The organism is Acinetobacter sp. WCHAc010034 (assembly GCF_001696615.3).
Classification (GTDB): Bacteria; Pseudomonadota; Gammaproteobacteria; order Pseudomonadales; family Moraxellaceae; genus Acinetobacter.
Genome location: NZ_CP032279.1, coordinates 366,289 through 378,027, shown reverse-complemented (window position 1 = coordinate 378,027; position 11,739 = coordinate 366,289). Strand labels below are relative to the sequence as shown.

Here is an 11,739-nt window from a genome sequence, read left to right as displayed (position 1 = left end):
AATCGGCGCGCTTATTTTACTTTAGTCTGTGACTGGGTTGGCGCTGTATTAAAATGCTGCTAATATGATTTTAAGCCTCTGTGCATTAATGTTTAGTTTTTTAAATCAATTATTTGTATTTATTAAAAAATCCAGAATTATGATTGCCTGTGCTGCAAACTAGCAGTATTTCCCTCAATAATATCGCTCCGCGAAGTTCATGGAAGCAAAGTTGAAAGCTGACTATATATGGCTGTTAATTTAAATATGCAGATCAGAACGCCGATTTTAATCGTATTCGTTCTGGTGCTGGCTGTATCCGCTTATTTGGGCTATTTGAATTATGCTGAAAAGCATAAATTTCAGGATCAGAGTTTTTACTGTGAGGGAATGCCAATTCCGAAAGGCCTAAAGCCTGAAGATGCGGCGGCTTACTGTTCATGCAATTCGGTTATGCAGTCTGCAAGCTTGCAGAGCAGCAGCCTGTGCAGGGAGCTGCGTGAAGCAGGCTCCAGATAGGGCAGAAATAGAAGCATCATTCCGCTGGACCATTGCTTCCATGTGCCGTAGGCGCTGATCCGTTTTTTAGCATTCATTGAGCCGCAATTGGGCGCGTTAATTTGAATTACCATGACAAATTCATGCCGATCTTTTATAGTGCAGCCATGTAGGAGATTTTTCATGAAAAAGTTACTCGCTTTATCAGTTTTGATTGCACTGGCTGGCTGTGCAGAGAAAAAGCCTTTAACCCCGGAAGAGCAATGGCAGGGTTACTGCCGCAGCGTAGGCAACGCCGCGCGCACCATCATGCTTGACCGTCAAAATGCAATTACCAAAGACAAGGCTGTAGAGCACGCAGGCAAAATTGAAGATGAAACCACTAAGAAGTTCATCCTCAGCATTATCGATGAAGTGTATGCCTTGCCTGAAGCGGCGATTAAGGGCGATGTAGAAACAGCGCGTGAAAAAATCCGTTCTGAATTTACAGAAAAATGCATTGCGACGCCGCATGCTGAAATGCCGGATTACAAGCCGTTCTAAGGAACGGTTTTTTTATCAGCCCTTCTAAATAGCCTAAGCAATACTTAAAGGCCAAACGTTTAAAATATAACTTGTGACAAATTGCTAAATCTAAAAACTGGAAAAGCTTATCCTTTTAAAGAATAATAAAATTCAGGATTATATAAGCAAGAGGAGGCGCAAATGGATGTTGTAGGCTATATGCATCATGCAGATTTACTCTTGGAAGATGAGCAGGGCGTGGCCATTATCGGCGGCGGCAATTATGTGCTGAGCATTGGCGACCGCGTTTACTTAAAGCGCAAACTGGAAGATGCTTCAGAACGCTATGCGGTCGATATTTCCTTTGCCAGTTCCGGCCATGCAGGCTTATTTGAAGACCTGTGGTCAGTTAAATTCATGGGGTCGCGTACAGAATTGCATCAGTATTTGATGCAAACGACGGTACACTAAGGTTGAATATTATTTTCAGAAAAAGGCAGGCAGTATTGGATTGCCTTTTTTTATGGCGAAATTAAAGTTGAAAGCCGCTTTTCTGCCAAAAATAAGTGTTCTAAGTAAAGGATTTGATTATTGAATAATCGATAATGCGATATTTAGCTAATAAATAATGAGCATCACGAAGAAACACTTTACTTGCATTAACTTTTAACTGGAATTTTAGTAAAATCAAGCAGTCCATATTATTTGCGAAGCCTTGAACATGGCTGGAATTCGCAGGTAATTTTTTAAAAAAGAGGAATAACACCGTGCTAGAAGCTTACCGCCAACACGTTGCAGAACGTGCCGCACTCGGAGTCCCACCGAAGCCACTTGACGATGCTCAAACAGCTGAGCTGGTTGAATTATTAAAAAATCCACCTGCCGGTGAAGAAGCATTCTTAGTTGACTTGCTAGAAAACCGCGTTCCTGCAGGCGTTGACCAAGCTGCATATGTAAAAGCTGCTTTCTTGGCTGCTTTGGCAAAAGGCGAAGCGGCTTCTCCGCTGGTTTCTAAAGAGCGTGCGGTTTACTTGCTGGGCACTATGCTTGGCGGCTATAACGTTGCTCCTTTAGTTGCTCTGCTTGATGACGCTGCTCTTGCTGAATTGGCTGCTGAAGCGCTGAAGAAAACTCTTTTAGTATTTGATGCGTTCCACGACGTTGCTGACAAAGCAAAAGCTGGCAATGCAAATGCGCAAGCGGTTATGCAGTCTTGGGCTGACGCTGAATGGTTCACAAGCCGCAAAGACGTTCCTGAAGAAATCAAACTGACAGTTTTCAAAGTCACTGGCGAAACCAACACTGACGACTTGTCACCTGCACAAGACGCATGGAGCCGCCCAGACATTCCATTGCATGCAAATGCAATGCTGAAAAACGTGCGTGACGGCATCAACCCGGAAGTTCCTGGTGAAGTTGGCCCGTTAAACCAAATCAAAGAACTGATCGCGAAAGGCAACCAAGTTGCTTACGTAGGTGACGTTGTTGGTACTGGTTCAAGCCGTAAATCAGCAACTAACTCCGTGCTTTGGTTCTTCGGTGATGACATCCCGCACATTCCGAACAAAAAAGACGGCGGCTACTGTTTAGGCTCTAAAATCGCTCCGATTTTCTTCAACACGATGGAAGATGCCGGCGCATTGCCAGTTGAAATCGACGTTCAGAACATGAACATGGGCGACGAAATCGTTCTTAAGATTGATCACGCTGCTGCTAAAGTAACTGCGTTCAAAGCTGGCGAACAAATCGCTGAATCTGAACTTAAAACTCCGGTTCTTCTAGACGAAGTACGTGCTGGCGGCCGTATTAACTTAATCGTTGGCCGCGGCTTGACGACTAAAGCGCGTGAAGCTTTAGGTCTTGCTCCATCTACTTTATTCCGTACTCCGGTTCAGCCTGCTGCTACTGGCAAAGGTTTCACTCAAGCGCAGAAAATGGTTGGCCGCGCATGTGGTCTTCCTGAAGGTCAAGGCGTACTTCCAGGGACTTACTGTGAACCTAAGATGACGACTGTTGGTTCGCAAGATACCACTGGTCCAATGACACGTGACGAATTGAAAGACTTGGCTTGCCTAGGCTTCTCTGCTGACCTAGTTATGCAATCTTTCTGTCACACAGCTGCATATCCAAAGCCAGTTGACGTTCAAATGCAGCACTCGCTTCCTGATTTCATCATGAACCGTGGCGGTGTTTCACTGCGTCCAGGTGACGGTATTATCCACTCATGGTTAAACCGCATGCTGCTTCCAGATACAGTTGGTACTGGCGGTGACTCGCATACACGTTTCCCAATTGGTATTTCATTCCCTGCGGGTTCTGGTCTGGTAGCGTTCGCTGCAGCGACTGGTGTTATGCCATTAGACATGCCTGAATCTGTACTTGTTAAGTTCAAAGGTAAAATGCAGCCTGGTATCACACTGCGTGACCTTGTACATGCAATTCCTTACGTTGCGATTCAGCAAGGTGACTTGACTGTAGAGAAGAAAGGCAAGAAAAACATCTTCTCTGGCCGTATCCTTGAGATCGACCTGACAGAAATGGAAACTGACCTGACTGTTGAGCAAGCATTCGAACTTTCTGATGCATCTGCTGAACGTTCTGCTGCTGGTTGTTCTATCACGCTTTCTGAAGAGAAAGTTGCTGAATACCTGAAATCAAACATCACAATGTTGAAGTGGATGATTTCTGAAGGTTATGGCGATGCGCGTACTATGGCTCGTCGTGTTGAGAACATGGAAAAATGGTTAGCGAACCCATCACTTCTTAAAGCTGATGCTGACGCTGAATACACGAAAGTGTATGAAATTGACCTTTCTACAATTACTGAACCAGTTCTTTGCTGCCCGAATGACCCAGATGATGCGAAATTGCTTTCTGACGTTCAAGGCGTGAAAATTGATGAAGTATTCGTTGGTTCATGCATGACGAACATCGGCCATTTCCGCGCAACTGGCAAGCTGTTAGAAAAAGTTCCTGGTGGCGTACTTTCAACTCGTTTGTGGATTGCTCCACCTACGCGTATGGATGAGCGTCAATTGATGGAAGAAGGTTTCTACAATACTTATGGTAAAGCTGGCGCGCGTACTGAAATGCCGGGCTGTTCATTATGTATGGGTAACCAAGCGCGTGTAGCGCCGAACACAACGTGTGTATCGACTTCTACACGTAACTTCCCGAACCGTTTAGGTCAAGGTGCGAACGTTTACTTAGCGTCTGCTGAACTTGCATCTGTTGCTGCTGTACTTGGTAAATTACCAACTCCAGAAGAATACCAACAGTATGCAACTCAAATTGATAGCATGTCTGCTGACATCTACCAATACTTAAGCTTCGACAAAATGGGCGACTACACTGACGCTGCTGCGAATGTTGATACCAAAAAAATTGCTGCTGCTCAATTGACTTAATTGATTGATAATTAAGTTGAAGTAGTTTATAAAAGTCCCACTTAGGTGGGGCTTTTTTTATGAGAATAGACAATAGAATCTTAGATAATTTGGGTGTGCAAACGGTTACAGGTTTTATTGAGAATCGTATTTTTTGTGGCTGGCAGGACTATTTTGCTAAAAATGATAATGCTTTTGATGGCATGATAATAATGCGAAAGGGTAGAAGTAACGTTATTGAAACGGGAGGTGTGATTTTTGTTCAAATAAAATGTGGTAAGACCGGTGGGTATAAAGTTCTTAGAAACATAGACCCAGATCATATTGGAGTTAAAGTTGGTAGTGATTATATTGAATCTCATCGTGAAAGATGGAATAAAGTTGAGTCGCCATCAATCTTAATTTTTATTGATGCTGACAATTATAATTTTGATAACCCAGATAATAAAGCATTGGATGGCTATTGGGTAGACTTGAAAGATAATGCTGCTTATTGTCAGAGTAATAGGAATTTAATAAGAGTCCCTAAGAAAAATAAGTTAAATTTACATACAAAGAGTGAATTTCATAAATTATGCGGTGACAAGGTTAATGAATACAAGTTGGATAAATTATTTATCAAAAATGATGATTGTTTACCAATAGCACTAGGGCGTGTTCTCATTTGAAGAATGGATTTTAAAGACTTAAAATAATATTCCAAATTACTTGTATTTCAATATTATTCAATGGCACGTACTCTTTTAACAGATAATATTTGGCAGCAAATCCAGGATACAATGCGATTGCACGGTTGCTACTGTTCAAAGAATAGTAGAAATATCATGGAAGCTATCTTATGGAAACTGCGTACAGGCGCGACATGGCGTGATATTCCTCAAGAATTTTGTCCTTGGCAAACTGCTTATAATCGTTTTAATCGTTGGGCAAGTAAGGGATTGTGGAATAAATTTTTTTTAGATTACGAGGCGTCTTGGATCAAGAATGGGTATTCATTGACGGAAGCTACATACGCGTGCATCAGCATGCAAGTGGAGCTCGGAATGGTTTCGAAAGAGCAATTGGACAATCACGTGGTGGGCGAACAACAAAAATACATCTTGCAACCGACGCGAATGGATTACCGATTGATTTTAAAATCACTGGGGGTCAAGTCCACGATAGCCAAGTTGCAGAGCAATTGATAGAGGTTGTAGAAGAAGCAGATTATTTAATTGCAGATAAGGGATATGATGCTGAGACCATCAGAATATTTATTAAAAATAAAAATATGATCCCAATTATTCCAATGAGATCAAATAGTAAAAGATTAAATAAAGAATTTGATAAATATCTATATCGATTAAGGCATTTAGTTGAGAATGCGTTTGCGAGGTTAAAACATTTTCGAGCGATTGCAACCCGATTTGATAAGCTTGCACGAAATTATCAGTCTATGATTTACATTGCTTGCATGTTTATTTGGTGCAAAGCCAAATGAGGACACGCCCTAGGTAAAAACACTTATTTAAAAAGGGAAGCTTGGAATTATTATAAAAACTGGGCCTTAAATACTAATGAACATTTCCATCCTAAATTAGGACGCATTTTAGTTAATAGAATGGGTTGGAAACATATCACACGCAAAGGACGAGCGAATAACAGGATAGTAGCATCTTGGTTGCTATTACCAGTCGCCAGAAAGATGATTAGATTAATAAAGGATTATCAAAGACTAGGGGAGAGAATTGAAATTGCTTACCATAAAGGTGATGGTTTGATACTGGTTCGAGATTATTTAAGTTTGAAAGCATTGGTATCTTTTACATACAGAGATAGCAGCTTAGTACAAGTAATATTAAAGAGAGATAAAATTATAGATATTAAAGGAAATGTAATTAGTGAAAAAATTTGGTTTTATTCAGTTTTTGAAAAAAGAAGAGGAGAAATGCAGTAAATCCCAACGGGTAACACTAAAACGAATATAGTTTTTGAAAAGACTACACGCAATTTTGTCTTTATAGGACAATTCTTGAACTAGCATTGAGAAAAACTGCATTAAAATTATAATCTTATTTGATCTAAATATGCAACCTCTAAAATGATGTAAAATACGTCATTATATTTTTTGTGTGTAAAAAATGCCTTCACAATCCCGATCCCTCTGTATTGGTGGTTTCCTCAATGGAACTCAAGTCAAAGACCAAGGTGATAGCTTTATCTGTGTGGAAAATGGCAAACAAGTGACCTATCGAAAAATGGAAATCTTCCATCAAGACGCGTGGGATCAAGATTACTATGTATGTGAAACGACAACAGACCAACAAGCACGAAACTGGGTGTATGACATCGAGTCTAATTAATTGTCTATTTTGTCATTATTTTATAAGTTGAATACTTAATCTTTTTATTTCTTAGGGCATGTGAAGATAAGTGTTTTTAAACTTCCAAAACTAAATTATTGGTATTACTTATAATTTTAATGCCCTAGGCTTTTTGGTGGTGTATCAAAAAGTATGCTAAAAAAAAGCAGGTTGAATTTTGATAAAATAGAGAAATGCAAATAACTCTAGAAATCAAATGTCCAACCTGCCTCAGTGACAGTATAAAGAAAAATGGCATCAAAGTAGATGGGAAACAAAACTACCAATGCAAAGACTGCAAACGTCAGTTTATTGGTGACCATGCTCTGAGCTATCTAGGATGTAATTCTGGCATTACTCGTAAAATATTACAGTTAATGGTCAGAGGCAGCGGTATACGAGATATCGCTGAAGTTGAGCGCATTAGTATCGGTAAAGTCTTACGGACTTTAACTGAATCGGCCTATCAAATTCAGCCTAAACAAAGTCATTATGAATCTCTCGAAGTAGATGAATTCTGGACTTTTGTTGGAAATAAAAATAATAAACAATGGCTTATTTACGCCTACCATCGAGAAACAGGTGAGATTGTTGCTTATGTTTGGGGTAAGAGAGATTTAGCTACAGTCCAAAGGTTGAAGACAAAGCTTAAACAATTAGGTATTCACTACACCCGAATTGCAAGTGATCATTGGGACAGTTTCATCACTGCTTTTAAAAACTGCAAGCAAAGTATTGGTAAGTTGTTTACTGTAGGAATTGAAGGTAATAATTGCAAAATAAGGCATCGAATAAGGCGTGGTTTTAGAAGAAGTTGCAATTTCTCCAAAAAGCTTGAAAACCATTTTAAAGCCTTCGACTTAACCTTCTTTTACATCAATAATGGCTTCATTTAATGTCAGCATACTTTTTAAAACACCACCGGCTTTTTAAGCTTGACCATTCTATCTTATACTCGTGTTGAATATCGAAAAACGCTGAAAATAGCATATCCATATTTAATAAGGTTAGGTGTGAATGATTATTTAGAGGCAAAGCATTAAAAAGCCTGCATATTCTGCAGGCTTTAAAAAACGAAAGAAGCGCTTAGCGCATGCGTGACAGCCAGTCGCCTAGGCTTTGCACCAATTGCACTAAAATCAGCAGCACAATTACAGTTAAAATCACCACGCTGGTATCAAAACGCTGATAGCCGTAAGAAATCGCCAAGTCGCCAATACCGCCTGCGCCAACTGCGCCGGCCATTGCGGTTGCGCCAATCAGGCTGATGGTTGCTGTGGTTAAATTCAAGATCAGCGAACTGCGTGACTCCGGCAGCACAAACTTGAAAATAATCTGCCACGGCGAAGCGCCCATCGCTTGCGCGGATTCAATAATGCCTTCATTCACTTCCAGCAAAGAAGTTTCAATCAGGCGGCCAATATACGGGCCGACATAAATCGTTAAAGGCACAATAGCCGCCCAAGTGCCAATCGATGTGCCAACCAGGACTTTAGTCAGCGGAATCACCGCAATCAGCAGGATAATAAAGGGCAGGGAACGCAGCGCATTCACAATCGGGTTCAGGCCGTGATAAATAATACGGTTCGGCAAAATGCCGGCAGGGCGGGAGGTAAACAGAATAATGGCTTGAATAAAGCCCCAAATGCAGCCGAACAGCATGGCGAAGAACACCATGTGGAAGGTTTCCTGCAGGGCAGTCACGAACTGGTCAATCGACAGCGAGCTTTTCCAGAACGGCGCAGTGACTTCAGTCAGCCATTGGACAATTAAATCTCTCATCGCTGCACTCCTGACTGCTCAACCTGTACGCCGCTTTGCTCCAAAAATTGAACCGCTTGCTGAATGACGGCAGGCTCGCCCAAAAGCTGAATAAACATTTGCCCAATCACCGAGCCGTTAATTTCAGTCATGTTGGCAAATAAAATATTCAGGCTGACGTCAAACTGCTTAATGACAGACTGAATGACCGTTTCCTGAGCTGAACTGCCTAAAAACTTCAGGCAATAAATGCTGTTGTGATTTGTATTTTCTAAATTATTTAAAATAGTGACCGGAAGCTGCTGCTGCAGCACGGTCTGAATGAAGTTTTTAGTGGTCGGGTGCTGCGGCTGGCTGAAGATATCCAGCGTAGAACCCAGTTCAATCACTTTGCCCTGTTCCATCACGGCCACATAGTCGCAGACGGTTTCAATCACATCCATTTCATGGGTGACCATGACAATGGTAATGCCTTGTTCCTGATTGATTTTTTTCAGCAGGGCCAAAACCGATTTGGTGGTCTGCGGGTCAAGCGCAGAGGTCGCTTCATCGCACAGCAGAATTTTAGGATGATTCGCCAGCGCGCGGGCAATGCCGACACGCTGCTTCTGACCGCCGGACAGTTCATCCGGAAATGCATCTTTTTTATGCTTCAGGTCAATGAATTCCAGCAGTTCATCCAGGCGCTTCTGGCGCTCAGCCTTTCCGACACCCAGCAGCGTGAGCGGCATTTCAATATTTTCCGCCACAGTTTTAGTCTGCAGCAGATTGAAATGCTGGAAAATCATGCCGATATTGGTGCGCTCTTGACGCAGTTCGCGCGCATTCAAAGCCGTAAAGTCTTTATCATTGATAATGATTTGGCCTTGGCTTGGGCGTTCAAGCAGGTTAATCAGGCGGATTAAGGTGCTTTTGCCTGCACCGCTGTAGCCGATAATGCCAAAAATGCAGCCCGCCGGGATCTCCAGATTGATTTGATCCAGCGCTGTAACAGTTTGGCCTTTCAGTTCAAAGTGCTTTGAAATATTTTTAAATTGAATCATATCGTCAAGAGCTAAAGCTAAAGATAAAAGAAAAACAGGCAAAGTGAATTTGCCTGTTTAGATGTGCAAAGTATATTACTATTTTGCTTCTGTAAGATAGCTTACAGGCTTATTCACATCAATTTTTGTGCCGCCAAAGTGTTCCTGCACGTACTGCTTCACCGCTTCGGTATGATACAGCTCGCCGACTTTTTTCAGCACTGGGTCATTCTGACGGTCAGCTGCCACCGCTAAAACGTTGACATTCATTCTGGTGCTTTGGTCGGTTGGCTCATAGTAAACTGCATCTTTCAGCACGTTTAAGCCGCCTTCCATTGCTAAAGTATTGCCTAAAACAATCGCGTCAACTTCATCTTTCACGCGTACGGCAGTCGCCATCTGAATTGGCTTGATTACAATTTTCTTAGCATTTTCAGCAATATCCGCTGGCGTACCTTTTACATCGTCAAAGCCGGCTTTCAGCTTGATTAAGCCTGCAGACTGAAGCAGCAGCAAAGCGCGCGACTCGTTTGCGCCGTCATTTGGAATGGCAATGGTAGCGCCGGTCTTGAACTCATCCAGCTTTTTCACTTTGCTGGAGTAAATGCCCATCGGCTCTAAATAAGTGGTGGAAAGCGGGGCAATTTTCTGTTCATTGCTGGCATTGAATGCGACCATGTAGGCATATGACTGGAACGCGTTGACATCAATTTCTTTGTTGGCAACGGCTGTGTTCATGGAAACATAGTCGGTGAAGTTTTTCACTTCCAGCTGAATGCCGGCCGCTTTGGTTTCAGGCAGCCCTGCAATGTAGCGCCAGATGTCAGCATCTGAGCCGGTAGAGGCCATGGTGACGGTTTGAACTGCGGCCGCGTCTTTCTGCTGCGCTGCATCGGCTGCAGGCGCTTCCTGTTTGCTGCAGCCGGCTAAGCCAACTGATAGGCCAAGTACAAGACCGAGGAGCTTTTTCATGTATTCATCCTAAATAATTTAATTATGGCTTTAAGTTTGCGAATCTGCAGTAGAGAGATTAAATCAAGCTTGAATCAGTCAAAAACTGATTGATGCATAGGACTTTAAAATCTCCAGTCATGGGATGCAATCAGATATCAGTCGCATAGCGGCAAAAACGATAAGCTGGAAACAGCAGGCCGGCATTCAAAGCGCTGTTTATTGTCCAGATTATCTTTTAAGCTGCACAATCATAACAATTTTTTTTTATGCATTATAGTGATTATAAATTGAATGCTTAGCTCATTTTTTGCATAGCAAGAGTGAAGATTCAACTAAATTAATATTGAAAACAATATATTAATTTTATTTAAATTATTTGTCCGGATTTTTTGTCCGGTTCGGGCGCTATATAAGATTTTATAACATAGAAAGCTAAAAAATAGATAAAAACGCAAAAGCTGCTGAATCGCTTATGCAGCAGCAGGCGCCGCGATGCAGGCATGCTGTAGCATAATTCAGGCGCGCGCAGATTAGGAAAAAGCAAAATTAGAACCGCGGGTATGGGTTGAAATGGTTACGCGTACGGTGAAGAAATTCATTGAACATGCTGTTTATCAACAGAATTTAACTTTTCGCGGGTGATGCCGGCAACCGTTTAAGTTCTGTATCCGGCATAGGCGGCAACAGATCAAACCGTCCGCTGGGAAAATCTCCAAAGTGAATATTCTAACAGCGGAGATTTTAAATTGGGACTTGCATTTCCAGTTCGTATCGCAGCCATCATGTGAAATGGGGATGGATCGTATTTAAAATTTATTTATCTATTTGAGGGCTTTCAGTATACTCCTGCACCTGATGCCCCATAGGTATTAGGTTATTGTGATTCGAAAGAAAGTCATTCATACAGGTTTATTCTTGTCTATGTTTGCGCTATTTATGCAAGCATTGGTCTTTCTTTCGCCGCTTTTGCCTCAGCACTTGCAGCTTCAGGATGTCTTTTGTCTAAAGCTGCATGATGTTTCTGTTCATCATGCAGAAAAAGATTCTCATGGAGTTCATGCCGAGCCTCATTCAGGCAAGCATGATCATCCAGAATGCAATCTCTGTGTTTTGCATCATCTGATTGCTGACAGTCAAAAAGAACCGGCATTATATGAAGTTAAATGGGTAATATTGACATTACCTGATTTTTTTCCCAGTTATGAATCAATAAAATTAACACCTATACCTTTTCAATATCCTTATAAACAAGCTCCTCCTCAATTAATAGCTTAACTCTGCGTATTACTTTAA

At 41.7% G+C, this 11,739-nt stretch carries 13 protein-coding genes; 10 read left to right on the top strand and 3 right to left on the bottom strand.

Annotated features, from left to right (window positions below; translation table 11 throughout):
* The first annotated feature begins 228 nt into the window (after positions 1 to 228).
* The 9 genes from BEN74_RS03180 (at position 229) to BEN74_RS03140 (ending at position 7,605) form a co-directional block, all read left to right on the top strand.
* Positions 229 to 498, top strand: coding sequence for a hypothetical protein (locus BEN74_RS03180; RefSeq protein ID WP_068912561.1), 270 nt, complete (start codon positions 229 to 231; stop codon positions 496 to 498).
* Positions 499 to 660: 162 nt separating this feature from the next.
* The gene (locus BEN74_RS03175) at positions 661 to 1,020 is read left to right on the top strand and encodes a hypothetical protein (RefSeq protein ID WP_068912563.1); all 360 of its coding nucleotides are present in this window, start codon (positions 661 to 663) and stop codon (positions 1,018 to 1,020) included.
* A gap of 162 nt (positions 1,021 to 1,182) precedes the next feature.
* Positions 1,183 to 1,452 carry a hypothetical protein gene (locus BEN74_RS03170; RefSeq protein WP_068912566.1) on the top strand — a complete coding sequence of 90 codons (270 nt, stop codon included), beginning with the start codon at positions 1,183 to 1,185 and terminating at the stop codon, positions 1,450 to 1,452.
* Positions 1,453 to 1,748: 296 nt separating this feature from the next.
* Positions 1,749 to 4,388, top strand: a complete 2,640-nt coding sequence (locus BEN74_RS03165) for a bifunctional aconitate hydratase 2/2-methylisocitrate dehydratase (RefSeq protein ID WP_068912569.1) — start codon at positions 1,749 to 1,751, stop codon at positions 4,386 to 4,388.
* A gap of 59 nt (positions 4,389 to 4,447) precedes the next feature.
* Positions 4,448 to 5,035: a DUF4365 domain-containing protein gene (locus BEN74_RS03160; protein WP_068912572.1), complete on the top strand. Its 588-nt coding sequence runs from the start codon at positions 4,448 to 4,450 to the stop codon at positions 5,033 to 5,035.
* Positions 5,036 to 5,095: 60 nt separating this feature from the next.
* Positions 5,096 to 5,847 (top strand): IS5 family transposase gene (locus BEN74_RS03155; RefSeq protein WP_416240761.1). Its coding sequence is split into 2 segments (ribosomal slippage): positions 5,096 to 5,330 and positions 5,330 to 5,847, totalling 753 coding nucleotides; the frame shifts between segments, so codons are not numbered across the junction.
* A gap of 120 nt (positions 5,848 to 5,967) precedes the next feature.
* Positions 5,968 to 6,303, top strand: a complete 336-nt coding sequence (locus BEN74_RS03150) for a hypothetical protein (RefSeq protein WP_068907249.1) — start codon at positions 5,968 to 5,970, stop codon at positions 6,301 to 6,303.
* A 184-nt stretch (positions 6,304 to 6,487) separates the two neighbouring features.
* Positions 6,488 to 6,709: a hypothetical protein gene (locus tag BEN74_RS03145; RefSeq protein WP_086374426.1), complete on the top strand. Its 222-nt coding sequence runs from the start codon at positions 6,488 to 6,490 to the stop codon at positions 6,707 to 6,709.
* Between the two features lie 194 nt (positions 6,710 to 6,903).
* Positions 6,904 to 7,605 carry an IS1 family transposase gene (locus tag BEN74_RS03140; RefSeq protein WP_005005861.1) on the top strand — a complete coding sequence of 234 codons (702 nt, stop codon included), beginning with the start codon at positions 6,904 to 6,906 and terminating at the stop codon, positions 7,603 to 7,605.
* Positions 7,606 to 7,795: 190 nt separating this feature from the next.
* On the opposite strand, the gene BEN74_RS03135 is transcribed toward BEN74_RS03140, so the two are convergent.
* From BEN74_RS03135 to BEN74_RS03125, 3 genes are all read right to left on the bottom strand, one after another.
* Positions 7,796 to 8,491, bottom strand: coding sequence for a methionine ABC transporter permease (locus tag BEN74_RS03135; RefSeq protein ID WP_068909075.1), 696 nt, complete (start codon positions 8,489 to 8,491; stop codon positions 7,796 to 7,798).
* Positions 8,488 to 9,513, bottom strand: a complete 1,026-nt coding sequence (locus BEN74_RS03130; RefSeq protein ID WP_068909073.1) for a methionine ABC transporter ATP-binding protein — start codon at positions 9,511 to 9,513, stop codon at positions 8,488 to 8,490. Before BEN74_RS03130 ends, BEN74_RS03135 begins: the two co-directional genes overlap by 4 nt.
* Positions 9,514 to 9,591: 78 nt before the next feature.
* The gene (locus BEN74_RS03125) at positions 9,592 to 10,464 is read right to left on the bottom strand and encodes a MetQ/NlpA family ABC transporter substrate-binding protein (RefSeq protein WP_068909071.1); all 873 of its coding nucleotides are present in this window, start codon (positions 10,462 to 10,464) and stop codon (positions 9,592 to 9,594) included.
* A gap of 903 nt (positions 10,465 to 11,367) precedes the next feature.
* On the opposite strand from BEN74_RS03125, the gene BEN74_RS19250 reads away from it, so the two are divergent.
* A complete protein-coding gene (locus BEN74_RS19250) occupies positions 11,368 to 11,721 on the top strand; it encodes a DUF2946 family protein (RefSeq protein ID WP_322900143.1) in 354 nt (117 codons plus the stop codon).
* Positions 11,722 to 11,739: the final 18 nt, after the last annotated feature.

Coding starts and splice junctions, on each gene's coding strand:
- BEN74_RS03180 (WP_068912561.1), top strand. CDS start 229: ATGGCTGTTAATTTAAATATGCAGATCAGAACGCCGATTTTAATCGTA.
- BEN74_RS03175 (WP_068912563.1), top strand. CDS start 661: ATGAAAAAGTTACTCGCTTTATCAGTTTTGATTGCACTGGCTGGCTGT.
- BEN74_RS03170 (WP_068912566.1), top strand. CDS start 1,183: ATGGATGTTGTAGGCTATATGCATCATGCAGATTTACTCTTGGAAGAT.
- BEN74_RS03160 (WP_068912572.1), top strand. CDS start 4,448: ATGAGAATAGACAATAGAATCTTAGATAATTTGGGTGTGCAAACGGTT.
- BEN74_RS03150 (WP_068907249.1), top strand. CDS start 5,968: ATGGGTTGGAAACATATCACACGCAAAGGACGAGCGAATAACAGGATA.
- BEN74_RS03145 (WP_086374426.1), top strand. CDS start 6,488: ATGCCTTCACAATCCCGATCCCTCTGTATTGGTGGTTTCCTCAATGGA.
- BEN74_RS03140 (WP_005005861.1), top strand. CDS start 6,904: ATGCAAATAACTCTAGAAATCAAATGTCCAACCTGCCTCAGTGACAGT.
- BEN74_RS03135 (WP_068909075.1), bottom strand. CDS start 8,491: ATGAGAGATTTAATTGTCCAATGGCTGACTGAAGTCACTGCGCCGTTC.
- BEN74_RS03130 (WP_068909073.1), bottom strand. CDS start 9,513: ATGATTCAATTTAAAAATATTTCAAAGCACTTTGAACTGAAAGGCCAA.
- BEN74_RS03125 (WP_068909071.1), bottom strand. CDS start 10,464: ATGAAAAAGCTCCTCGGTCTTGTACTTGGCCTATCAGTTGGCTTAGCC.
- BEN74_RS19250 (WP_322900143.1), top strand. CDS start 11,368: ATGTTTGCGCTATTTATGCAAGCATTGGTCTTTCTTTCGCCGCTTTTG.